Raw genomic sequence first — 23,677 nt, 5'->3', positions numbered from 1 at the left:
CTCTATGCCAATACTAATGCCATAGAGGAATTATACAAGGTAATTAATTATAAATCAGTAAATTGCATTTGATACAATAGTTAACAAACAAAAAAACCCTCCCATTTTGGAAAGGTTTTTTACCACAATAACGTGTCATCATGATAGCTTGTACTGATCCAGTTTACGGTATAGCGTAGTAAGCCCTATATTCAAAAGCCTGGCTGTCTCAGTTTTATTTCCACGGGCGTGGTTGAGTACTTTAGTGATGTGTTGCCTTTCCACCGATTCCATGTCCAGGGCAGAAGTTTCAAAATACACCGTACGGAATTCCAAAGGCAGCAGGTCGACATCAATGGTGTTCTTATCAGTCAGGATAACGACACGCTCGATAATATTCTTTAATTCACGAACATTACCCCTCCATTCATGTTGTTGCAGCACTTGCAGAAATTCGTCGCTGATGGTATCGATGCGCTTATTTACCTTATCTGAAAATTCCTTCAGGTAATGTTTTGCTATGAGCCCGATATCTCCTTTACGTTCATTGAGTGAGGGCAGGTTGATATTAAAAACCGAGAGCCTGTAGTAAAGATCAAGCCGAAAATGGCCGTCCTCCGCTTCCTTTTTCAGATCGCGGTTGGTTGCCGCCAGGATACGTACGTTGACCTTGGTTGTTTGTGTATCACCTACCTTGATGAAAGTACGGCTCTCCAGCACACGCAGGAGTTTAGACTGCAGTTCCATACTCATTTCACCAACCTCGTCCAAAAAAATCGTACCGTTATCGGCTTCCTCGAACAGGCCTTTTTTATCTTTGTTAGCGCCGGTAAATGCACCGGCCTTATAACCAAATAGTTCACTTTCCAATAAACTTGCAGGAAAACTGCTGCAGTTAACAGCCACAAAGGGCTGCAATCTGCGGTTACTTTCATAATGAATCGATTCGGCAAATACTTCTTTACCGGTACCGGTTTCGCCGAGAAGCAGGACGGTGGTATCGGTGACTGCTACTTTTTTAGCAAGCCCGATGGCTTCGTGTATAGCTTTTGACCGGCCAAGAATATGCTCAAAACTATATTTACCTGTAATTCGGGCTTCCAGGTTAAATATCCGGATATGAAAATGTGCCTTTTCGGCTGCTTTGTAAACCAACGGAATGATCTTATCATTATCATCACCTTTGGTGAGATAATCGAAACTGCCATTTTTAACCGCTCGAACGGCATCCGATATCGTGCCGTAGGCGGTCATATTGATAACTTCCACAAAGGGCTTTTTATCTTTGATCATCTTTACCAGGTCCACGCCGTTGATGTCCGGGAGTTTAACGTCACTTACCACTACTTGTATATCTTCAAGCATCAGCTTTTTAAGGCCTTCTTTACCCGTATGTGCAATGATTACCCGGAAACCCTCCAGTTCCAATATCCGGCCAATTAATGATGCCAATTTCTGTTCATCATCAATCACCAATACGGTGGATGATGGTATCTTTTTTATTTCCACTAAAATTGAATATTTAAGTCCTGTTTTGATTATCCGGATTATTGATCAAACAATACATCATTGATTTAAGCAGGCGGATGTAAATTAATATGCCTTCGCTTATTTCCTCTATAAAAATGAACTCATCGGCCATGTGTGAACGGGCTGAATCACCCGGCCCCATCTTTATAGATGGCACATCGAGCCAGCCCCGGTCCGAACTGGTTGGCGAAACAAATGTTTTCCTTCCGATAGATAAACCTGTCCGAACAACCGGGTGAATGTGATCAATGCAAGTTGGCTTCAGTATACCCGGCCTGACCTTAATCTCAGAAGTTGTATGTTGGCTGATCATAACGAGTATTTCCTCAACAGTAAAACAATCACTCAGCCGCACATCTACCATAAATTGGCATTCATTCGGAATGATATTATGCTGCAACCCGGCATTGATCCCTGTAACCGTCATTTTAATCGGCCCCATGAATCCGGATTGTTTTGGAAAATTGTAAGTCGAAAACCATTGAATATCACTCAATGCTTTATATAAAGCATTGACCCCTTCGTTTCTTGCGGAATGGCCTGCTACGCCATAGGCGGTGCAATCCAGCACCATACAACCCATTTCTGCAGTAGCCATATCCATTTTCGTTGGTTCACCTACGATGGCAAAATCTATCTTTCCAAGTTCATGCAGGATAGAGCTGATCCCATTTTTACCGGAACTTTCTTCTTCCGCGCTAGCCAAAAAGCATAAGTTATAGGCAAGATCTGTGCGGTTGTAAAAGAAGCAAAAAACAGCTAACAGTGAAACCAAGGAACCACCGGCGTCATTACTGCCCAACCCATAAAACTTATCATTTATTATCTCCGCGTCAAAAGGGTCGCGCGTGTATCCTACATTTGGCTGAACGGTATCGTGATGAGAGTTCAGCAATATTGTTGGTTTATCGGCTTTATAAAATTTATTGTAGGCCCAGACATTGTTATGATGCCTTTTACAGCCGATGCCCCGGTTGGCTAAAAAAGTGATGATCAGGTTAGCCGTTCCATCTTCGTTTTCGCTAAACGATGGGATTTCAATAAGTTGTTTAAGTAGGCTGACTGCTTCCTCTGTGAGTCCGGCAATAGGATCTTCTTCTATAAGGCGTTCATCAATTACTTGGTACATATCTATATTTGATTAACATTAACTTTTTCAGACTGATTTTTTGCCGGGTCGAAAAGCATGGCTGTACACAGACAATTGCATTTTTTCCTGCTATTCAATACGTCATGGTTGACGCAGCTTTTACAGCCTTCCCAAAAGGTTTCTTCATGGGTGATCTCTGAATAGGTAACCGGCTCGAACCCCAAGCGGGTATTTAGTTTTAAAATAGCAAGGCCTGAGGTTATAGAAAAAATAAGGGCCTTAGGAAATTTTTGACGTGATAAACGGAAGACTTCTTCTTTGATTGCCTGCGCGACGCCATTTTGCCTGTATTCGGGTGCAACGATCAGTCCGCTATTGGATATAAACTTTCCGTCTTCCCAAACTTCCAGGTAGGTAAATCCAACCCAATTTCCGCAGTCTGATACTGCTATAACCGCTTTACCATCATATATTTTGGCTTTGATCGAATCAACCGATCTTTTTGAAATACCGGAACCCCTGGCTATAGCGGAACGTTCCGTTTCTTCTGAAATTTGTTTTGCATAAATATAATCTGAGGGTTGTGCTAACCTTACGATTATTCGTCCATCATCCATTTTTTTTGTTTTTAGATAACCGAAACCCCAAGTTCCGGTTCATAAACTCAGCAGCCAAAAGGATGCCTTTGCTACTGAGACATTTAGAATCAACCACTTTGTTAGCTAAAATAACAGTAATACTTTTTTAGTGATTACTCGTGTGATTTAGCACCCTTTCAAAACGGAAGGATTTTTTATCATTATGGAACGCAGATCCCAAAACCTTTATTTATCCGTAAGCATAATCGGATTTCCCTTGCCACCGCCAATAATAATAACCTTGGCATTAGGGGATAAAGCTATTTCCTTTTGTGCCTTTATAGCTTCATATTGTAACTGTTTGTCGGACAAACCAGTGGAAAGTATTTTTTGATAATCTGCTATACCTTGTGCTTCTACACGTTTTCGTTCTGCTTCCTGGCGCTCTTTCTGCAATACGAACTGCATCTTTTGCGCGTCCTGTTCTGCGTTGATCTTAGACTCTATACTTGCCCTAACCGAAGCGGGTAAAGTGATATTCCGGACCAATATCTGCTGCATTTCTAGCCCGCGTTTGTCAAAACTTACGGTTATCGTGCGGTTGATCTTGTCCTGAAACTCCTGGCGCTTTCCGGAATACAGGTCAACTGCCGTATAATTAACGGCATTGTCCCTAATTACTGTTCTTGATATGGGGCGCACAATTTTATCAATGTAGTTTTCCCCTATATTTTGCATGATATAAGGGGCCTTTTCAGGATTCACCTTATACAGAACCGATAGATCGATAGTTACTTCAAGTCCGTCTGATGATAAAACCCGGATAGCGTCGTCGCCTTCTTTCTGGCCTTCGTTACTTACCGCACTCATCGTGTACGTTTGGGTTTGGATATCAAATGTGGTAATGTCTACCACAGGATTGATGATATGCAAGCCACTTTCAAGTACATTGTTCTGTACCTTACCAAAAAGTGCCTGCACGCCTACCTTACCTGGTTCAATTATTTTGAACATGGATGTCAGCAACCCGATCACAACTACTACAAATCCAATGGTCCTGATGAGGCCGCCAAAGCGGCTGGCTGGTTCGGGGGAACGTTTAAGTACGATTCCGGCTACGGTTATAATTACTCCTAAAATTGCGATAAACATATGTTTGTTAATTATGATAAAATGCGATTATTGCTGGCGTTGATTCACCTGGCTTGCAGCTACAGCCATAAAATTGTTACGGTTATCCGCCGATGTTAAGAGACGCTGGTTCATAGAACTGATCGTTTGTTTTAAAACAAGTTTCTCGATTAATAATTTCCGGATCATCAACAGGGTTAATAAGTAAAGTACCTGTAACAGAAAGCATCATTAATGCGGAAACTTGATGGGTTACCACATTACGGGAGAGTATCATTAGCCCGATAAGGGTTAATCCAGCCAGTATAGTTATATACTTTTTATCTGTTTTTAGTAGATAAGAACCAAAGATCGTTAGGCTGCAATATCTTAATAAAGGGTTGACTGTCATTTTTTCAAGCCTTAGATCAGGTATTTGCAGAGAAATCTGATTCGATGTCCAATCAAGCTTCCGGGTAAGATGTCGCTCTTTCATGTTTTTTTATTTATTATCTGTAGTGCCAAACATATGCCACAGGTAATACAAAGTATAGAAAGACGCGTTTTAACCTGTAAATGAACGACTTACCATTATGTTAAATAAACAAGCGTTGTAATTACCTTACCAAAATGAAAGGGTATTTTATCGTATCGGATTGGTAACTTAAAGATCAACGGCTTTTGAAGAATTGGTTGTTATCGGAATCGTAAGACGATTGCAGGCCATGATTATCAATCTAATATTCTACCGTATTATTAGAAACCATATTGATATCAGCAATTCCGTTGATTAAACGCCTATTTGAATACAAGTTATAAACATGGGTATGAAGCTGAAAGGGACAATGTAAAGGCTTTATTCTACTGTGTGGACACATCTTTAGTGGTAATTTTGGTAGAGTAGCCATCCTTCATAAAGATTATAGACTTTAGTCAAGCCCTTTTGCAGTACAATAGGCCTGGCTTTCTTTGAGAAGCATATCCTTTCCACCCGCCCATTCTTGCAATTAATCCATGTTGCCCATTTTAAGGTATTTGCTTTGGTCGGATTCTTTAACTTTTCAGTTCCTCCTTTTATTTTTTTACCGATCATTTGCAGGCACCTTTGTTCCTGTTCATCAAATACTTCATTTATAGATTGTTCATTATCATCCAAATAAACAAGCATCATCTGTAATATCCTAAGGCTTGCCATCATCGCCAACAAGGTAAGTTTACGAATAGCCCAACCCTGTTCCAGTTGCGACCTTTCGATCCTAAAACCATTTTCCTTTAACAAGCGATGTATCTGTTCGATATGCCATCTTTCCTTATACCAGCAAATCATCTGTAATACTTCCTAAACTTTGAGCCGGGACTATCTAACGGCCTTTCGCATGCTTTGATATAAGAATAACCCTGGGCATGGCTGTTATCAGCATCAACTACCAAAAAGCTATTTAGCATAAAACCCAGAATGTCATCTCTGGAAGTTGTGCCTAAACCGCTTTCCGGCTTTATTCGTCCCGGCTTGGAAGAGAAATTGAAATCAGTCGTATCCTGTATACATAATAAATGTCTTCCGGGACATAAGATACGGCAACGTTCAATAATACTTTTCTTTATAGCCGATTAGCTAAAGCTTTCATTATTAAATAACCGGTAAAAGCTCTTTTGTTCTGCATCGCTCTCTGTAATCTGCTGTTCCGGCTGGTCGTTAACTTCCTTAAAGCATCGGCTGCACGCTTCTGTATTCGTTTATCGCCAAATGCCCCTTTAAAATTAGGGTTAGTATTGATAGGCTTATCCATCCCGCTAAAATAGACCTGCCTATATACCCCGAACAATTTACAGGTAGAAATTATACTTTCTTTGTGCGTTTTGTGATATTGGTCGATTGTTCGGGTAAGGAGTTTTTTCGGATATCGATCTTATACTCCTTTTCAGCAAGATCAATCATCATATCAAAAATAATTGCTTTCTTGTCTGCCCGGCTGTTTTGTTCTTCCAGGTGGGCTTTTTGCTTCTTTAAGAGCTTTACCTAAGTTTCCAGCTCCAGAATTTTTTTTCAGGTGTTTTAGGCATATATGATTGCGTTTGATTCTCGCAATTAAAGTTATAATTAAACTATTAATAGCTATATGGTATTACATAATCTCCTTGTCTATTTTATTTAAACAGACCGGCTACATCGTCTGCTGCGTAACCATCGACAACAAACCCATCATAAATATATGGTGATACAATAAGCAGCTGACTTGCCCCAGCAGTAAAGCCGATATCTCCGTAAGTATTATCCGGATCAGACAATTGAACTTTATCCATTTTGGTATAAGGTAGTTGGTTCGTTCCCGCTTTATATACCTTAAATACGTAACCATGTAATACGAAGTCATTACTGGCGGGCAAGGGAGGAAACTCAAAGAAATCACCGAATGCCTGTGTCAAACCATTTATTTTCATTACAGATATATAGGTAAATTCAAATGTGTTTAAATCTAATATTCTGTGAAATACCTCAATATCGACAGCGCCTCCGTAAAAATCTGCAAAGGGTGTGTTAAAACTTAGTCTTACGCCCATGTTCTGCGGGTTAGTAACCGGAGTTATAACTATGTTGTCCAATAAAGTTGTACCGTCGTAGAATATTTTTCTTTCTTGATTAAATGGGGTTTCCGCTATATCAATGGCACCAATTACCTTACCATCTGCCTTTTTACGAATCTGCACTTTATCGTTAGCTCTCAAAAGTATCTTTGCTATATCGAAATTTGTTCCACCGCGTGCCAATACTTTATTATTCAAAACAAACTCAAGCGTATCCTGACTTATAACAGCGCCTTTGATCCTGAGGCTTACAACGCTTTTTTTCGGTTCATTGGTAAACACCTGCTCTTTTTTGCAGGCAAATAAAAACAAGCTCAGTAATAGAAATAAGTATTTTAATTTTTTCATGTATTTGGTTGTGCATTTTTCAAAAAACCGGGACGCAAATGCGCGCCCCGATCAAATTGTTAATAGTGTATAGGTTAGAAAGTAAATTTGGTCCAGCCTGAAACCCAGTTACCCGAACCGGTAGTTATGGCACCTTTTGTACCGCTGGCAGCAAGGAAATTAACCGTACCAGAGTTATAAAATGGTTGTGACATACCCCATGTAGGTGCTGCTGCCGCAGTAGAGGTTAAATTAGTGCCGGCGGCGGTGTAAGCACCGGTGGTTACAGTTGTTGCTGCTGTAAAACCATGAACACTGATGTTATTAATTATCGATGGTGTTGCACTCGCATCAGCATCAAAAACTAATCCTGACGGATAGCCGGTGATTAGTGAATTATTTAAAGTAACCTCTGATCCTCGGCGTTCGCGAATACCATATTTAAAGCCAGGAGCAGTAATTACAGGGCTTAAGGTGGCTGCAGAAGTGCCTACTATGCTGAAATTAGACAGTATAGGGTGCGTTTTAGGTGACAGGCTAAAAGTAGCATCTTCAGCAGGTGCATTGTTATCAGATTCCAATCCATTCGAATCTGAAGTTACCGGTGAGCCGGTACCACTGTGAGTTGAATAGGCGTCAGCTACTGCGATGGCGTACTGAATAGAGCCGGTGTAGCCATTGTCAAAATCAAATTGGTCGTCATCAGATGCAAGTGAAACCAAATACTTAGGGCTCACATTTCCACCGAAAAATTCAAAACCATCATCCAAACCGTAAGAAGTTTGAACGTGATCGATTGTCGTACCTGATCCTACACCGCCTAATGTTAAGCCATTTACTTCTACATTTGGCGCTAGTTGAAATCCTGCAAACTCTATACGCACATATTTAAATGTACCACGGTTGTCAGTATCATTTGTACCACCATAATGAAATTGCGGCTGATCTGGCAACCCTTCGATTAATTTATCACGTGAAGCAACATTGATAATTGCGTTACCTAATAAGATTACACCACCGAAATCACCCGGCTTACCAACAGTTGATGCGTTACCATCCAGCAAGTTACGGCTTGTGAAAACAATTGGATTGGTTGAAGTACCGGTTGCATTGATGGCCCCGTCTTTTGCGATTACCAATACACCGTTTGCCGCACCGCCCACTGTATTTACAGTTGATTTAATGTAAGTACCTGCCTGAATGGTTAATGTTGCACCGCTTTTTACCGTAACAATTCCGCTAAGTTCGTAAACATTACCAGCAGTCCAGGTTGTACTGGTGGTAATGTCACCACTAACTGCAACCACCGGCAATGATGATTGTGAGTAATCAGCAGCAGAAGTGCTGCGGTTAGCAAAGTCACTATTTGAATTTGCATCCTTTTTACATGAAGTAAATGAAAGTCCTGTAGCCAGAACCATCATAATTGCTAAATAATTTTTCATTTTTGGCTTGTTTTTCAGGGAAGCAGCGTATTTTATTGTTTCCCATTATTTTCATAATTTGTTTGGATGAATAATGTTGAAAGTGAATGCCTTTAACAGCACATACATATCTTGCGAGAACAGAAATGCAATTCATTCTTTTTTTATTCATTTTTTGTTATCTTGACAGCCAACTCTGTTAAATTAACTGTCATTCTTTATTAACCCTTGATTAATAAAGCTTTTCCTCAAGGAAGCGATGTTTATGATATTCAGGTGTGTTCCTGATCCTGCCGTTCGCCGCAAAGCATCGGTTTAAACGAAGGGCTCTGATACAGCCCTTCGTTATTTATAAGCTTGGATCTGGAAACTCATTATTGTCTCCTTTCTGTTTTTATGGGTAATCAATTTGATGATATTCTACACTCTTTGATGTATTCAATTAAAAATTATAAGTGATACTGGTACTGTAAGTCCGTCCAAATTTTTGACTGTACCTGACTTGATCTCCATCCTCATATTTGTCAGTAAAACCCGGCTTTAAACGTTTGGCATTGCTTTCATCACCACCACCCATGTAATCAGGGTTTGCCTCATAACTGGCTGTATTTACAAAAAATGTGGATGCTGTATTTAAAAGATTTGCCGCGTTTAACCGAATCTCAAATCTGTTCTTTAAAAATTTGTAACTGATCTGTGCGTCTAACTGTTCGCGGGGTTTTTCGTATTCAATCTGATCAAATAACGAGCTTACGATATAAGTTTTATAGCCCGATTTATTGTATAAGACGTTTAAGCCGAAATGATTGCCCGTATATTGCAAACCGGCATTGATTAAGTAAGGCGACTGGCCATACATTGTTCGCTTTTGCTTGACGTTTACAGTAATATCACCACCAACTTTTGGATCTGGATTAGTGATACGATAAGAGGCTATCACATTTGATTTTTGTAGTGTGAGATTACCGTAAGCCGTTAGGTTACTTAAAAAAGTGTTGTTACCAATAAAACCGAAGTTCTTCCTCAATTCAAATTCCAATCCGTATACCTTGGCCTGATCTGCATTTTGAAGGTAATAGTTAATATTGCCATTTACCCTTATAAAGGTCAATTCGGTCGGCTTATTAAACTTTTTATAAAATGCCCCGGCTGAAATAATCTCCCCAGCACCAGGGAACCATTCGGTTTTTACATCATAGCTGTTGATCCTGGTGCTTGTTAGTCCCAGGTTACCAAAAAGGGCACCTAAATTTGGGTTATATTTAAAAAACTGGCTATTATCCGTGAGCTCCGGCCTGATCACACTGCTGGAAACGGCTGCCCGGAAATTAATTGACTTGATAGGGCTGTAAGTAAGGTTTGCGGAGGGAAGCCATTGCCAGGTCTTATCTCCTGGCAATTCAAAACCTTGTTGAATTACATTAGAAGCATTCTTGATTTCAGTGTACTTATAATATTCTCCTCTAATTCCCCAAACAAGTCTTAATTTTTCCAAAAGCCTGCTATCAAACATTAAGTAGCCGGTTTGGGTGATACTTTTACCCGCATAAGCGTCTAAAAAGTAAGGTGTTATCAAGTAATTATAACCGTTCGCTCCAAAATTAGCGGGATTTATCATTTCGCCAATTGGAATATAGCGTAAGCTATCTGCTAATTGACCACTAGACGCTAACGATGCAATCTGCCAGTCGAAAGTCGACTTTTTATGTATGCCGAAATACCCGGTTTTTACTGAATTATTAATACCATAAACGGAGAATGGCACTGTTGCATCTATGTTCCAGGAATAATTTTTTTCCTGATTATGATAATTGTGACGCGATGTAGGATTGATCCGCTCCTCGCCAACCTTTGAGGTACCATAGAAATATTGATAATCATTTCCCACCTGTACCGGTCCTTGAGTGGCTACACTTAAATCCTTTTCCTTACGATCAATAGATGTTCTTGCTACGTTCCACTCTATTTTAACTCTTCCCAACTGATGCTGGCCGCTAAATTTGTTTTGCAAAAGGTCGGTAAAGGTAGGGTCGTCTACCTCTTGAATACGGTTAGGCGGTAAACCTTTAGAAAGATCGTCTGTTCCATTGTCACTATCGTAACCAATAGTCCTGATCAGCGTATTATCGTACAAATGGGTGTAGGTATTGCGGAAACTAAACCGGTTTTTTCCCAACTGCAAACCTACATTTACCAATGCGCCTAAAGTGGTATTGAAATCATAGGAGGCACCATAGTTATTAGAATTAAAATTCCAGTCACCTCTTCGTTGTTGGTCAAACTGATTGATAGATTGTGTATTGCGATAACTTAATGCACTTGTAAAGCCTAATTTATTTTTAAAAGTCGTATCTATGGGAAATAAACGGCCTATAGTAAACTGATAATTTTGCGAAGGGGCGGCTTCATATTTGTATAAAGTAAAATTGTCATTCGTAAACCTTTTACTTTGGTCGTCAACTTTTTTCTGGTACTCGGCATCTGTTAAAGTGCTATTTGGTTCTACGGTCCGGGTGGTATGATGTAAATCTTTCGGGTAATCTCTCCTGCCATCATCAAATCCCAAATAATCATATTTACCTCTTTTATGGCTTAAAAAGTCCTTACCTGTACTCTGGTCATTATAAGAGGTACCAGCGGTGAAACTCATAAAATTTTCATTAGGAATATCTTTAGTATTGATCTGGATCAAACCGCCACCGAAACTGGCGTTCATATCAGGCGTGACCGTTTTACTCACCACCACATTGTCTACCAGGTTGGAAGGAATCAGGTCGAAAGAAAAATTACGTGTTTGCGCCTCTGTACTGGGCAAAATTACACCGTCCAGCATTGCGGAATTATAACGCTCGCCTATACCACGTACAATAACAAATTTATTATCAATAGTACTTACGCCGCTGATCCGTTTTAAGCTTTCGCCGATATTCCTATCGGGAGTTTTTGCAATCTGTTCGGCGCTGATCCCGTTACTGATCTCGGTAGCATTTTTCTGGCGGGCCAGCAAACTTTCCACCGAAGCCTTGCGGTAACTTGCCGTAACGATCACTTCGCTCAGACCTTTGGAATCAGGTTTCATCGCGATTTGTAAAGGAGTGCTTTTACCTTCCAGAACTATTACACCGGTTATACGCTTAGTCTGGAAAGACATGTAACTGATCTCTAAAGTATACGTGCCGGGATTAACGCTTAAGATATAGCTTCCATCCGTACCGGCCTGTGTGCCGGCGCCTGTTTCAACAATTTTAATAGACGCTCCGGGAAGTGTTTCGCCCTTATCATCCAAGATCTTGCCTGCAATCTTTCCCTGTTTTACCGGATCAGGTAGTTTATATAAAATAATGGTATTAACGTCTGCAAACCTGAACCCTACACGAGTATTCGTTAAAAGTTTCTTTAATGCATCCTGTAGTAAAGCATCCTTAATGTCTAAGCTAACCCTTTGGCTGGGACTAAAAATCGTTCGATCATAATTGATTACGCAACTGGCTTTACCCTCCAAAGCGGTAATCCCCACCGGCATACTTACCGAGGTCAGCTTCAAGCTGATTTTTTTATCTAAAATCTGCCTGATAGCCGAATATGCCGATACCGGCTGGAGTAAAATAATAGGCAACAAGCATACTGCAGATGCAGCCCCGTATCTTTCAAGGAAAAAATATTTTAGTATATCTAAGTAAAAACCTATTTTCATAGATTGATTGCGTTTTTTAATTTTCACGTGTTAAAAGCAATTTTTTTTATGGCCGTCCTGTTGTCGCAGGGCGGTTTTTTGTTAAAGGTCTGTTTCGTTTATATTTATTGCCAACCATGATGCCTTGCTGGCGCAGGTCTTTTTAAGTAATTAAGAGATCATTTACATCCTTCCCCCCATATGGTGATTAGTGTATCATTAATTATCTTGTAATGAATTTGCTCGCCGCTCATCATTCGCAGCTGTTCCATTATGTCTTTTATATTTTTCTTGTCAAATGTCGCATTGAATCGGCGACTGTTTGCCAGGCAGGGCGACTTCAGATCAAACCGCACCTTATAATATCTTTCCAATTTACCAAGCATAGTAAGTAGGTTGGCATCCTTAAAAATGAAGCGGTTTGTTGTCCAGCTATTTACATCCTCTACTTTCGTCGTGTTGACTAGATAATGGTGATTGTGATTATTGTAGTCCAACTTCATCCCCGGCGTAAGCAGGGATAAGCTTTTCAATACTCCTTTTGTATTTTCGGAAACACGAACTTTACCTGTTCGTACCGATATGCTGAATATATTATCCGAAGTATAGGCACTAATATTAAACGATGTTCCCAAAACCCGTGTTTGCATGTTTCCTGAGTGCACAATAAAAGGACTAAGAGTATCGCGTTTTACCTGGAAGAAACCTTCTCCTTCCAAATGGATGTTACGGTAATGTGCTTTCACAAAATGAGAAGGCCATGTAAGTTTAGATGAACTGCCCAAATACACTATAGTACTGTCAGAAAGAATGATTTTGATTTTTTCTCCCTGAGTAGTACTCCGGCTCAGCATTTCAATTACCTCTATGGCTTTGACTTGATTTTTATGATAGCTATACCAGCCCAGTGCAACTGAACAGACGAAAACGATCGATGCTGCATATTTCCACACTGGGATCCAAAGTATTCTCTTTTGTTGTTTACTTTCAGAAGCGATCATTATCTCTTTAAACTCCTGGTCTATTTCGTATGAATCCGCACGAGAGGACGGCTCGGCAGCCCAGGCTTTCTCTATCAGTTCAGAAAACTGTTTGTCATCATTTTTGCCGCTGCCTAAAAAGCGCAGAAGCACTTCCTCCTGCTGGCGGCTTGCTTTGCCTTCCAGGTAGAGTTTAAACAGTTTTTTTATTTCTTCGTTATACCTCACTATCTCTTTTTGAATTTAATGTGTTTATATATGTAGTAAGATTGAAACCGCTTATATACCTATCCTATATTTTAATATATTTTAAAATAGTACTTAACAATCTCATTTTCAGTAATATAATTTGTGTTTATTTCAGGTACAAATCCATTTTATTCACTGATTAATTGCATCCGTACTTTTACTAAGCGTGCTTTATAGGTAGTAAGTTTGAAACCGCTTTTATATCTGTTCCATTTTGCATTTTGTTTTACAGCAAAGCAATTTCGGGATACGGGAAAATTTCCGGTTTCAGCACCTAATACATATATTTTCGGCAGGGGTATCTGTACTTTAGAGTTGGTAAAACCGGCAGGTTAGTGGCAGGGTATGGAATACTTTAAAATGGAAAATGCCCATAAGGGCAATTAAAATATATTTAGCAGATTAAGATATAGGTGTTATTAAATAAAATCAATAAGAAAAGCCTGCAGAAAAAAGATTGCTGATAATGCAGTTTCAGGAGAAAAATGCATAAAATAGTGGCGTATATGGCGGGTAGATTTTGTAATCTGGTTATTCACAGTTTTTTTTGAAAGCTTCATATGTTCGGAAATCTCCTTATGCGACCACCCGTTATCCCGGCTTAACAGGTAGATAATTTTAGCCTGCTTGGGCAGCGTTTCGATAGCCTTTGAAACGATGTTGCCACAGTCCTTGAAATCGATATAGTTATCCGTCGAGCAGAGATGAGGTTCCTCATGAATTTTGTTTTCAAGGTAATGTAATTGTCTTGCTTTTCGTTTTAAGGAATCCAAGAACCTACTCCGAACCATGACGAACAGCAATACTTCCGGTGCTTTAGACGCATCTATTTTTTTTCTGTTTTCCCAAAGGCTGACAAATACTTCCTGCGTAAGCTCTTTTGCTTCCTCCTTGTTATGCAGAAATCTATAAGCAAAACCAGTTACTCTATTCCTGTTCCGGCGATATAGTTCATGAAAGGCATCACTATTTCCTGAGCGTACCAGATCAAGTACTTGTTCATGGTTAAAACTTTCCAGTTCTTGTTTCATAGATTATGAGGTTGGATGGTGGAAAGTTAGGGGATCAATATTAACTGACTGTTAAATATTTAAGACTATTGAAAGTTGCTCACCGATGGGTAATGACTATACTGTTTTCTGCGGCCAGTTTCCGTGTATCTGTTAAAACCGTTCTGAAAAACATTGCCCCTGTTTTCACGCTTGGTAAACCGGATACTGCGACCCTGGCTATAGCGGTAATACGAGCTATTGCTGCTTTTACCAAAGGGTCATTTTCATCCCCAAAAGGCAAAAGTGGAAGGACATCCATTTCGTTAACGATAATGTCCGGGCTGATTCCTGCGCTATACCCGCCTTTCCCGGCGGTATTAAATAATTTGTAAATGATAGGGTGCATTTCCCATAGTACCTGCTTGGGGTTACGTGCATCAAAAATTGCAAAAGAAGCTTCATCTTTTCCCCTGGTCTTTTCGCCGATAAGCACCACTTGCATATAGGGCTTCAGGTTGTTTATCATTACCTCTGACGCTGAAGCTGTTGCCGCTGTGCCCAAAATACAGATTCGTGTTAAGGCCAGGTTATTCTGTAATAAGGCATTAAAATTTACCGTACCGTCAAATGTCGCGGCACTTCCAATCGATTCTGTTCTGGCACCGCCGTTCCTGTTCCCTTTATAAGTAATAAAAGGTATATCATAATTGATTCCTGCGGCGATCATTGCACTTAGACCTGCGGCCTCAGCAACCTGCCCGCCTGAATTATAGCGCAGGTCAAGAATAAGTTCAGTTATCCCCGCACTTTTAAAACTTGCAAATGTGGTTTTTAAAGAACTTGCCAGTCCGGGGCTGAAGTCATGGAAATAGAGGTAGCCGATCTTTTTACCTTGAGTTTCTATAATTTTACTATTCTCGCGCTGATCTAATATAACTCCTGCGCTTACTTCTACTGAACGGGTATCTGTCCAGGCACTTCCGGTCAATTCTGCCAGCCCTAAAGAAAAATGTGTGCTTTTAAGGATTTCCTGCTGCAAAGTAACTGCATTGGCCTTGGTGAGTTGCTGACCGTTAATTTTGCGGATATAATCCCCACGTTTCAGGCCTGCCCTGGAAGCCGGGGACTCATGTAGTACTAATTTTACAATTCCGATCACCTTTCCAGTGCTTTGTTCCTGGACGGTGCTGTAGTCAAAACCAAAACTTTTATTGCTGGGCGAATAGGTTGATGGGTCATTGGGGATAACCATATAAGAAAACCGGTCAGCCGGATTGCGCAGAGAAGCAAAAAAGTTCTGCGGTTTTACACTGATATCAGGATTAGAAGGAATCGCCGCATTCCAATAGTAATAACGTTTAAGACTATCCAGTATCCAGGTATTGGCATTTTCATTGGAACCTGCCGGATAATCAGGCCTGTTATTAGTGTCCTTTTTGCAGGCGCTTTGGATCAAAGGAATGAAAAGGACCAGGTATAGGAAAAACCTTTTTTGAGCAAGTAAGGGAAACTGCATTTGGTTTGTTTTTACAAAACTAATGCAGTATTGTTAACAAATCATTAAATAAGAGCCTTCAACTAAAAACTCATATTTTTGCAAATAAGGATGATTAGGGATTGAGCGTGTGTTTTGTAAAGATGATACCATCTTTAAATGCCCTACCATCGACTATCCGTATTATTAAAAAAAATAATTTTCTGCTTGTAAGCTCGTTTACAGATAACGAGAAATACTGAAATTCGATCGTCAATCCTAAGCACAAGATCTATGAAATTTTCCTGATCGTTCAGGCGAGGGCCTGCGGCTACCCTATTTAGGACCACGTTTGCCCGGTAACAAGTCACGTTCATTTCCTGAATGCTTAAAAAGGTTATAATACTTCAGGAACGCTCTTGAATCGGTATCATGGGCAGAATAGAAATTCTTAACAAACATAAAGGTAGGTGTTCGCCGCGTTTTACTTGTTCATACTCACCAATAAGGAAACGGTATTTTTTTAATAAAATTCGGTTTTTTAAGGTAAGGTCGTTGTTTATGTCCTGCATAACATTTAGCTTTTATTTTATAAAGCTAAATCTGTTACCGAATTAGTTGACCTTTACAGCAATGACGTTTAGTTTTTTATTTCTTCGTAGGCACAGCCTTAACGCTCTTTGCACGTTTTGTGCGCATCTTCAAATTCAGCATCTCTACCAAAATGGAGAACACCATGGCAAAATAGATATATCCTTTAGGGATATGCTGTTCAAATGCCTCGGCTAATAATGATACGCCTATTAACAACAGGAATGACAAGGCCAGCATTTTTACAGTTGGATGCTTGTTTACAAAGCTTGCCACACTACTTGATGCCCACATCATCACACCAACGGCAACCACTACGGCTGCTACCATGATCTCGACGTGTTTAGCCATACCCACTGCAGTAATAACCGAATCTAATGAGAATACAATATCCAGCAGCATGATCTGAAAAATGGTAGCCCAAAAAGAATGTGGTTTAACATTCTTAGCCCCGTCTTCATCCCCCTCAATTTTATGGTGGATCTCGGCAGTACTTTTATAGATCAGGAATAAACCTCCTATTATCAATATCAGGTCACGGCCTGATATGGCCAGTTTTTCTACCCACTCGGGATCGGTAATGTTAAATATACCCGACACGCTAAACAGTGGCGCCGTCAGCTTCATCACCCAGGTAATGGTAAGCAATAATAAAACGCGGGTTATCATAGCCATGGCTAAACCCAGTTTGCGGCCTTTTTCCTGTTGCTTTTTTGGGAGCTTGTCTGATAATATAGATATGAAGATCACATTATCAATACCCAAAACAATTTCTAAAACGGTTAGTGTGATAAGCGATACCCACGCTTCCGGGTCGGTTAATATTTCCATGCAGGTGTAAATGTATGCCTTAATAATAGCAAAACCCCTGCCGTTTATAGCAGGGGTATAACTTTTATGATAGATTCAATAGTTTTTAATAAAAGCGCACGTCTGTATAGCTTGCGTTGATAGCAATTTTGCCATCACTATTGCTTTTGCCAATGTAGCCTTTGTATGTTGTTGTCGACGACCAGTCCCTATCTTCGTCAGAGGGCGTTTTGGCGGTTACCTTTATATTGTCGTTATTATAATTAAAACTGCCCAGTTTAGTTACAACATCAAAATTATAACTATCGGCGCCTTTAAAGTCTAGCTTGATTTTGGTGAATGATGCATTAATAGTCAGGTTACGTACCGATCTGTCTATAGCGCCAATATTAAACCCGTCGCCATATTTGATATTGATATCGGCAAAAGTTTTTAATCTGTCGGCACTAAAACCCGCGAACGATATGATTGCGGTTACATTGCTTACTGTACCCGCTTTAACCTTACCGTAGCCTACATCCAGTTTGCCGCCATTAAAGGTTACAATATTAGCATCGCCAAAACGTACACGTATATCATTATCTTTACTTAAAAGCTGTTGCGCGTTTAATGTACCGTATGATATATGCACCGTTGCTTTACCACTCAGATCGGGTAGGATAACATTACCAAACTTATTGGTGATATCAACGGCATTGCCCGCGGGTATGTAAACGGTGTAGTTAACTTCCATATGGTTATCACCATTGCTGCCGTTATTGCGGGCAAGGTTGGTTTTGAATGATACAATAGAGCCTACTTTGCTATCGCTGATGCTTGAACCGTTGATCATACTATTAACGTAATCCTCATCGTCCGATCCGAATTTCATTTGCACATCAACCTTAAATTCATTTTTGGCCCAAGTGTTTACCACAATTTTGCCAAAGCTATTGCTTATTTGTAACACATCGTTGCCATCAACGCTGTAAGTTTTGCTGTAGTTTTTAATCTTTTCGATTATCTGGCCATTGGCAAGCTTCTCTTTGTATTCGTCGCTGTTAAGGTTGTTACTATTACTATATCTTACCCCATTAAAGTTTTTGAACGCTCCAGAAAATTTTGGGGCCATATCACTAAAGTTGCCGGCGAAGTTTTTGCCGAGATCTTTAAAGCTTTCAGTAAACGTTTTGTCAAACACTTTAAAGCTTTCACTAAAATTCTTGTCAAAATCTTTAAAAGCGAAGGCCATATCCTTGTTCGCATTAAAGTTTTTCTGCTTCATCTTTTGTTTAAGATCGCGCATTTTAACTTTAAGATCGTCCATCTTTTTGTTAAACTCTTTCGAGTCGATCTTAGGAGTGGTTACCTCGGGTGCTTGTGGTAGCGAAGGTGGTTGTACAGGAGTTTCCTGTGCAACAACGGTGCTGCAAATAGCCAACACTGCGATAGCAGCAAGCAGGCCTTGCTTAAATATCTTTTTTTTTATTTTCATGATCCTTTTTACTTTGATTAAACTGTTCAATAACGCTCAATTGCTGATTTAGCACCTCGGTTTGTATTTGCAAGTTCCGGATCATTGCACGTAAAACACGCTCTTGGTTTGGGCTGGTTGCTAAATCAATATTCAATTTTTTGTAGTTGGCGTCCATCTTTAAAAGTTCCGCGTTAAACTCGTTGTATAGCTGCGGGTCAAATTTGGCAACCAATTTTAGCCGGGTACGTTTGCTCTCTATCAACGAGGCGTAGTGTACCTGTTGTTTGGCATAGGTGGGGTTAATATCGGCGAGGTCTATCCCTGCCGGTTTTTGATTTTTTAAATACAGGCCAAACCCTAAACCCATCACTACAATAACCGTTGCGGCTACCTTTAGCACAAAGCCCAGCGAAAAAGTTTTTGCTTCGCGCTTTTTTATGGTTGGCTGTTGTTCCTCCCATGCGTCGAGCTCTATGGCAATTTTATTCCATATATCGGCACGTGGTTCCAGGTCGTCAAATTCCGCCCTATTGTTTTTCATTAAATCTTCTAACCGCTTGCTCATTTCTTAATTCCCTTTCTTATTAATATGTCGCTTAGTTTCCTCTTAGCTCTCAAAAACTGTGTTCTTGATGTATTTTCTGATATGTTTAGTACCTGGCCTATCTCCTCGTGATCATACCCTTCTAATAAGTAGAGCGATAGTATCATCCTGTAACCTTCGGGCAACTCTTTCATTGCTTCTTTAACCTGTACTACCTGGTATTGTACATTTTCGTCGTCCCATGGTTCTTCATCGGGTACATTATCCAGATGACCGTCTTCAACCTCAACAAACTCTATTTTACGTTTGCGTAAAAGGTTTATAGCGCGGTGCACCACAATTTGTTTAAGCCACAACCCAAAAGTGGTTTCCTGCCTAAAATCCTTAAGCTTATGAAAAGCATCTGTAAAAGATTCCTGCAAAACATCTTCCGCCTCGGCAATGTTGCCCACTATCCTAAAGGCGACGTTTAACATCGCTTTTGAGTGTAGCTTGTACAACTCATAACAGGCTTTTTTACTGCCCTGCTTACACTCAACCACCAGGTTGTAATGTTTATCTACGTATACGGCTTCCAAAATATTGACAGGTTTCAAGTTAAATGACGCAGGGTATTTGGTAACGTTGCACGGAGGGCTGAAAAAAGATCAGAATTTACAGGATGTTATATGGATATTTTAAAAATTATTTAATTACGTAAATTCTGATTCAGATAACTGTCTATCGCCTCAACGGCTTTTGCATATCTATCTTCGCCTGTGCCAGATATGGTAATATAATTTGCGTTAAGGGCATTTAATTCCTTGGTCCATATATCCATAAAGTGTTCGCGCATATGGGGGAAATCGCGCAAGGGGTCATCCTGCCAGGGCAAATCGATATCTAATAGCAGGTATAAGTCGTATAGGTGTTTGGGTAACTCATCAATAACCTCCTGCGGTGCTTTGCCGAAGATCTCTTCGCTCCAGATCTTTACAGTGATAAAAGTGGTATCGCAGATTAGCAGCTTATTCGCCTTTGGCAATATCGCTGCTTCTAAGGCCAGCTGACCGTGAAACATATTGATCTCGTCCTGCCATGTGGGTGGTTCGGTTAGTTTTTCGCAATAGCCACGGGCATATTCGGGTACCCAAACGGTATGGTAATGCTCCGCCAAAAATGCCGACATGGTAGATTTGCCTGTAGATTCGGGACCAACAACAGCTATTTTAATTATATCGGGAGTTGAATGTTCTGTTTCAGATTTAGTCATCAGATAATGTTAATAAAGCTGCTTTTTATATTCCCGTTTCCAGTCGCGGTAGCCAAGGGCTGCAATTATAATTAATATAAAAAACATGAATGCAGTTATCTGTAAGTCCTTTTTAAAATAGATAACAGTATATATAATATCAACAAAAACCCATATCAGCCAGTTCTGTATAATTTTACGCGTTAAAAAAAATTGGGCTATAAGACTACATGCCGTGCAAAAGCTATCTATATAAGGATAAGCCGGCGGGCGATAATTCAGTTTTTGTGTGAAAGTGATCAACGTATAACCCAGCACTGGTGTAAGTATTAATACAAACACCGCCGCGTATAACATTTGTTTGGGGGTGATGGATACGATTGGCGTTTTGTCCTCAACCTCGGGGTGGCGGCTCCAGTTATACCAGCCGTACATGCTGGTAAGGCATAAGTAAACGTACTGCAGCATATCGGCATAAAGAGCAGCTTTATGATAAATGTAAATGTATAATACTGTGCTGATAATGGCGACGGGCCAGTTTAAAATATTATTTTTTGCAGCCAGGTACACACATGCAAGCCCTGTTACAACCCCGGTAAGTTCTTGCCAGGTTTGATGCTGCCACCATTGTTGCAAGGTGTAGATGATTTGCATGATGTAAATATAATAAGCCCCCTCTAAATCTCCCCCAGAAGGGGAGATTTTATTATTCTGTAACAGTTAAATCACTTATTTAAGGGGAGTGTTTGGGTGGGGCTTCTACCAAATCTTCACCCGCTTATCGGGATCCAGCCACATTTTATCGCCTTTTTTTATACCGAATGCCTGGTAAAATTCGGGCACATCGGTAAACGGACCGTTTACACGCATAAAGCCGGGTGAGTGTTCATTAGTAAGGACTTGGCTTGAGAGGGATTCCTTTCTGTCTTGCCCTAACCAACCCAACGCATATCCTAAAAAGTAGCGCTGTACCGGGGTAAAGCCATTTATAGCTTTGCCGTTTTTATACTGGTCTGTTTTTTTGAAAGCATCCAGGCCGATAACGATACCACCCAGATCTGCAATATTTTCTCCAAGGGTAGCTTTGCCGTTAATGTGCAACCCGTAAACGGTGTAGCCACTAAACTGGTCGGCAAGCATTTTTGCACGCTGTGCAAACTTGGTTGAATCTTGCGGCGTCCACCAAGCTTTCAAGTTCCCTTTTTCATCGTACTGGCGGCCCTGGTCGTCAAAGCCGTGGGTAATTTCGTGCCCGATAGTTGATGCTGCGCCGTAACCGTAAACTACCGCGTCGTCTATATTTTCGTCCAGGGCCCAAGGCAACATAAATATGGCGGCAGGCAATACAATTTCATTGTTTGATGGATTGTAGTATGCGTTATAGGTTTGTGGCGTCATCCCCCATTCGGTACGGTCAACCGGTTTGCCCAATTTATCCGCATTAAGCTTATGCCAGTAGATATTGCCGCGGATAACGTTTTGCACGTACGAGTTACGGTCGATCTCCAACGAGGAAAAATCTTTCCATTTATCAGGAAACCCAACTTTAGGATATACTTTAGCCAGCTTGGTATGTGCTTTAGCTTTGGTTGCATCGCTCATCCAGTCCAGTTTATCAATGTGCTCGCCAAAGGAAGTGCGTACGGCCTCAACCATATCTACATAACGTTTCTTGGTTTTCTCGGGGAAGTATTCTTTTACAAATATCTGCCCAAGCACTTCGCCCATCAGTCCGCTTTCGGTATCCAGTACACGTTTCCAGCGGGGCAATTTCTCTTTTTTACCCGAGATCACAGTGCCGTAAAAGCGAAAGTTCTCATCCTCGAAGGGCTTGCTCAAATACGCGCCGAAATCGTCTGCCAGGTTTTTACGCAGGTAATTTTTCCAGTCATCAATACTATAAACCGCAAGTGCTTTGTTTACCGCGCAGTAGTATTCTGGCTGGCCAACAATAACAGTATCAACCTTTTTGTAATCCATTTGGTCAAAAATTATTTTCCAGTCGATAACCGGGGCGAGTTTACTTAAACCAGCTAACGGCATTTTGTTATAGTTGTGATATGGGTCGCGCAGGTCTTCCAGCTTACGGGAGCTATCGGCTAAAAACTTTTCTAAAGCATAAGTTTTTTTAGTTGCAGCCAAAGCAGCATCGGGCGTTAAGCCTAACAGCTTATATAAGGCAGGAAGGTGCTTTTGCTGGTAATCGTTCCGTATAGCAACGCTATGTTCATCGGTATTAAAATAATAATCGCGGTTTGGTAGCCCGATACCGCCCTGGTAAAGCTGCATCATTACCTTTTCGCTATTGCGTTCGTCCTGCCCGGCGTAGGCACCTATAGGCGTAGTTACGCCAATATTTCCCAAATGGGCAAACTCGGCTAATAAGGTTTTCACATCGGTTACCCGATCAATTTTAGCCAGCTCATCTCTTAAGGCGCTTAAGCCTTGCTTGTTAATGATAACCGTATCTAAACCGCTAAAATAAAAATCACCTATCTTTTGCGTATTGGTGCCTTTTACTGCCTTTTCTTTTAGAGCATCTTCGTTTATTTTTTTTAGCTTATTGCGCAAATCTTCCTGCACCACGTTGCCAATACCCCATGAAGAGTACGCACCGGGTATAGGGTTCTTTTCCAACCAGGCACCGTTTGCATATTGAAAAAAGTCATCGCCGGGCTTAACACTTTTATCGATGTTATGGATCAGCACATCCTGCTCGGTGTAGATCTTATTCTTGTCTTTACAAGCGCATAGCAATATTGCGCCAACAACAAAAGCCAAAATGGCAAAAATCTTGTTCTTTTTTATGGTCATTTCGATTATTTGTCTAAAAATAAATACAGCGTGTGTATATAAAAACAGAATATTGTAATATACTATACACCAATTTTTAAGTAATTTTCATTAAAAGTGGGGTTAATGAAGCATTAAAGCAAAAAATTATTAATCTTTTTACAAAAACGGAAAAACACGTATTTCTACGTTATTTAGGATAGAAATAAATGATGTTTAAACTCCATAATTCAACATAAACACTTAACAATCAGAATATA

19 protein-coding genes are annotated in these 23,677 nt (G+C 40.3%); all 19 read right to left on the bottom strand.

Annotated elements, in window-relative coordinates; translation table 11 throughout:
- Positions 1-138: 138 nt before the first annotated feature.
- A complete protein-coding gene (locus NAF17_RS15960) occupies positions 139-1,488 on the bottom strand; it encodes a sigma-54-dependent transcriptional regulator (RefSeq protein ID WP_252759008.1) in 1,350 nt (449 codons plus the stop codon).
- Positions 1,489-1,501: 13 nt separating this feature from the next.
- A complete protein-coding gene (locus NAF17_RS15955) occupies positions 1,502-2,638 on the bottom strand; it encodes a M20/M25/M40 family metallo-hydrolase (RefSeq protein WP_252759007.1) in 1,137 nt (378 codons plus the stop codon).
- A 2-nt stretch (positions 2,639-2,640) separates the two neighbouring features.
- Positions 2,641-3,216, bottom strand: coding sequence for a GNAT family N-acetyltransferase (locus NAF17_RS15950; RefSeq protein WP_252759006.1), 576 nt, complete (start codon positions 3,214-3,216; stop codon positions 2,641-2,643).
- Between the two features lie 207 nt (positions 3,217-3,423).
- Positions 3,424-4,329, bottom strand: a complete 906-nt coding sequence (locus tag NAF17_RS15945; RefSeq protein WP_252759005.1) for a prohibitin family protein — start codon at positions 4,327-4,329, stop codon at positions 3,424-3,426.
- Between the two features lie 82 nt (positions 4,330-4,411).
- The gene (locus NAF17_RS15940; protein WP_252759004.1) at positions 4,412-4,783 is read right to left on the bottom strand and encodes a hypothetical protein; all 372 of its coding nucleotides are present in this window, start codon (positions 4,781-4,783) and stop codon (positions 4,412-4,414) included.
- A gap of 384 nt (positions 4,784-5,167) precedes the next feature.
- Positions 5,168-5,566 carry a hypothetical protein gene (locus tag NAF17_RS15935; RefSeq protein WP_252759003.1) on the bottom strand — a complete coding sequence of 133 codons (399 nt, stop codon included), beginning with the start codon at positions 5,564-5,566 and terminating at the stop codon, positions 5,168-5,170.
- Between the two features lie 869 nt (positions 5,567-6,435).
- A complete protein-coding gene (locus NAF17_RS15930; protein ID WP_252759002.1) occupies positions 6,436-7,221 on the bottom strand; it encodes a hypothetical protein in 786 nt (261 codons plus the stop codon).
- Positions 7,222-7,295: 74 nt separating this feature from the next.
- Entirely contained in the window at positions 7,296-8,645 is a 1,350-nt protein-coding gene (locus tag NAF17_RS15925) for a beta-helix domain-containing protein (protein WP_252759001.1), read from the bottom strand.
- A 421-nt stretch (positions 8,646-9,066) separates the two neighbouring features.
- On the bottom strand, positions 9,067-12,318 hold the full coding sequence (locus NAF17_RS15920) for a TonB-dependent receptor (protein ID WP_252759000.1): 3,252 nt from the start codon (positions 12,316-12,318) through the stop codon (positions 9,067-9,069).
- Positions 12,319-12,476: 158 nt separating this feature from the next.
- Positions 12,477-13,505, bottom strand: a complete 1,029-nt coding sequence (locus NAF17_RS15915; protein ID WP_252758999.1) for a FecR family protein — start codon at positions 13,503-13,505, stop codon at positions 12,477-12,479.
- Between the two features lie 440 nt (positions 13,506-13,945).
- Positions 13,946-14,557 (bottom strand): RNA polymerase sigma-70 factor, encoded by a 612-nt coding sequence (locus NAF17_RS15910; RefSeq protein ID WP_252758998.1) that lies wholly within the window; start codon positions 14,555-14,557, stop codon positions 13,946-13,948.
- Positions 14,558-14,636: 79 nt separating this feature from the next.
- Positions 14,637-16,034 (bottom strand): S41 family peptidase, encoded by a 1,398-nt coding sequence (locus NAF17_RS15905; protein ID WP_252758997.1) that lies wholly within the window; start codon positions 16,032-16,034, stop codon positions 14,637-14,639.
- A 606-nt stretch (positions 16,035-16,640) separates the two neighbouring features.
- Complete coding sequence (locus tag NAF17_RS15900; protein WP_252758996.1) at positions 16,641-17,414, bottom strand: TerC family protein; 774 nt, start codon at positions 17,412-17,414, stop codon at positions 16,641-16,643.
- 85 nt (positions 17,415-17,499) lie between these two features.
- On the bottom strand, positions 17,500-18,867 hold the full coding sequence (locus NAF17_RS15895; RefSeq protein ID WP_252758995.1) for a hypothetical protein: 1,368 nt from the start codon (positions 18,865-18,867) through the stop codon (positions 17,500-17,502).
- Positions 18,842-19,414 carry a hypothetical protein gene (locus NAF17_RS15890; RefSeq protein ID WP_252758994.1) on the bottom strand — a complete coding sequence of 191 codons (573 nt, stop codon included), beginning with the start codon at positions 19,412-19,414 and terminating at the stop codon, positions 18,842-18,844. The genes NAF17_RS15895 and NAF17_RS15890 overlap by 26 nt, the downstream gene beginning before the upstream one ends.
- Entirely contained in the window at positions 19,411-19,971 is a 561-nt protein-coding gene (locus NAF17_RS15885; protein WP_252758993.1) for an RNA polymerase sigma factor, read from the bottom strand. Before NAF17_RS15885 ends, NAF17_RS15890 begins: the two co-directional genes overlap by 4 nt.
- Before the next feature lie 110 nt (positions 19,972-20,081).
- The gene (locus NAF17_RS15880; protein WP_252758992.1) at positions 20,082-20,645 is read right to left on the bottom strand and encodes an AAA family ATPase; all 564 of its coding nucleotides are present in this window, start codon (positions 20,643-20,645) and stop codon (positions 20,082-20,084) included.
- A 9-nt stretch (positions 20,646-20,654) separates the two neighbouring features.
- Positions 20,655-21,278, bottom strand: a complete 624-nt coding sequence (gene pnuC, locus NAF17_RS15875) for a nicotinamide riboside transporter PnuC (protein ID WP_252758991.1) — start codon at positions 21,276-21,278, stop codon at positions 20,655-20,657.
- A 105-nt stretch (positions 21,279-21,383) separates the two neighbouring features.
- Positions 21,384-23,438 carry a M13 family metallopeptidase gene (locus NAF17_RS15870; protein WP_252758990.1) on the bottom strand — a complete coding sequence of 685 codons (2,055 nt, stop codon included), beginning with the start codon at positions 23,436-23,438 and terminating at the stop codon, positions 21,384-21,386.
- Between the last annotated feature and the right edge of the window lie 239 nt (positions 23,439-23,677).

This window comes from Mucilaginibacter aurantiaciroseus (genome assembly GCF_024055595.1).
In the GTDB taxonomy this organism is placed as follows: Bacteria; Bacteroidota; Bacteroidia; order Sphingobacteriales; family Sphingobacteriaceae; genus Mucilaginibacter; species Mucilaginibacter aurantiaciroseus.
This window is presented reverse-complemented; position numbering and strand designations above follow the sequence as displayed.

What these genes read in the sequence shown, in the direction of transcription:
- NAF17_RS15900 (WP_252758996.1), bottom strand. Translation starts at nt 17,414, where the DNA reads ATGGAAATATTAACCGACCCGGAAGCGTGGGTATCGCTTATCACACTA.
- NAF17_RS15945 (WP_252759005.1), bottom strand. Translation starts at nt 4,329, where the DNA reads ATGTTTATCGCAATTTTAGGAGTAATTATAACCGTAGCCGGAATCGTA.
- NAF17_RS15920 (WP_252759000.1), bottom strand. Translation starts at nt 12,318, where the DNA reads ATGAAAATAGGTTTTTACTTAGATATACTAAAATATTTTTTCCTTGAA.
- NAF17_RS15905 (WP_252758997.1), bottom strand. Translation starts at nt 16,034, where the DNA reads ATGCAGTTTCCCTTACTTGCTCAAAAAAGGTTTTTCCTATACCTGGTC.
- NAF17_RS15880 (WP_252758992.1), bottom strand. Translation starts at nt 20,645, where the DNA reads ATGACTAAATCTGAAACAGAACATTCAACTCCCGATATAATTAAAATA.
- NAF17_RS15925 (WP_252759001.1), bottom strand. Translation starts at nt 8,645, where the DNA reads ATGAAAAATTATTTAGCAATTATGATGGTTCTGGCTACAGGACTTTCA.
- NAF17_RS15910 (WP_252758998.1), bottom strand. Translation starts at nt 14,557, where the DNA reads ATGAAACAAGAACTGGAAAGTTTTAACCATGAACAAGTACTTGATCTG.
- pnuC (WP_252758991.1), bottom strand. Translation starts at nt 21,278, where the DNA reads ATGCAAATCATCTACACCTTGCAACAATGGTGGCAGCATCAAACCTGG.
- NAF17_RS15940 (WP_252759004.1), bottom strand. Translation starts at nt 4,783, where the DNA reads ATGAAAGAGCGACATCTTACCCGGAAGCTTGATTGGACATCGAATCAG.
- NAF17_RS15895 (WP_252758995.1), bottom strand. Translation starts at nt 18,867, where the DNA reads ATGAAAATAAAAAAAAAGATATTTAAGCAAGGCCTGCTTGCTGCTATC.
- NAF17_RS15870 (WP_252758990.1), bottom strand. Translation starts at nt 23,438, where the DNA reads ATGACCATAAAAAAGAACAAGATTTTTGCCATTTTGGCTTTTGTTGTT.
- NAF17_RS15930 (WP_252759002.1), bottom strand. Translation starts at nt 7,221, where the DNA reads ATGAAAAAATTAAAATACTTATTTCTATTACTGAGCTTGTTTTTATTT.
- NAF17_RS15890 (WP_252758994.1), bottom strand. Translation starts at nt 19,414, where the DNA reads ATGAGCAAGCGGTTAGAAGATTTAATGAAAAACAATAGGGCGGAATTT.
- NAF17_RS15955 (WP_252759007.1), bottom strand. Translation starts at nt 2,638, where the DNA reads ATGTACCAAGTAATTGATGAACGCCTTATAGAAGAAGATCCTATTGCC.
- NAF17_RS15950 (WP_252759006.1), bottom strand. Translation starts at nt 3,216, where the DNA reads ATGGATGATGGACGAATAATCGTAAGGTTAGCACAACCCTCAGATTAT.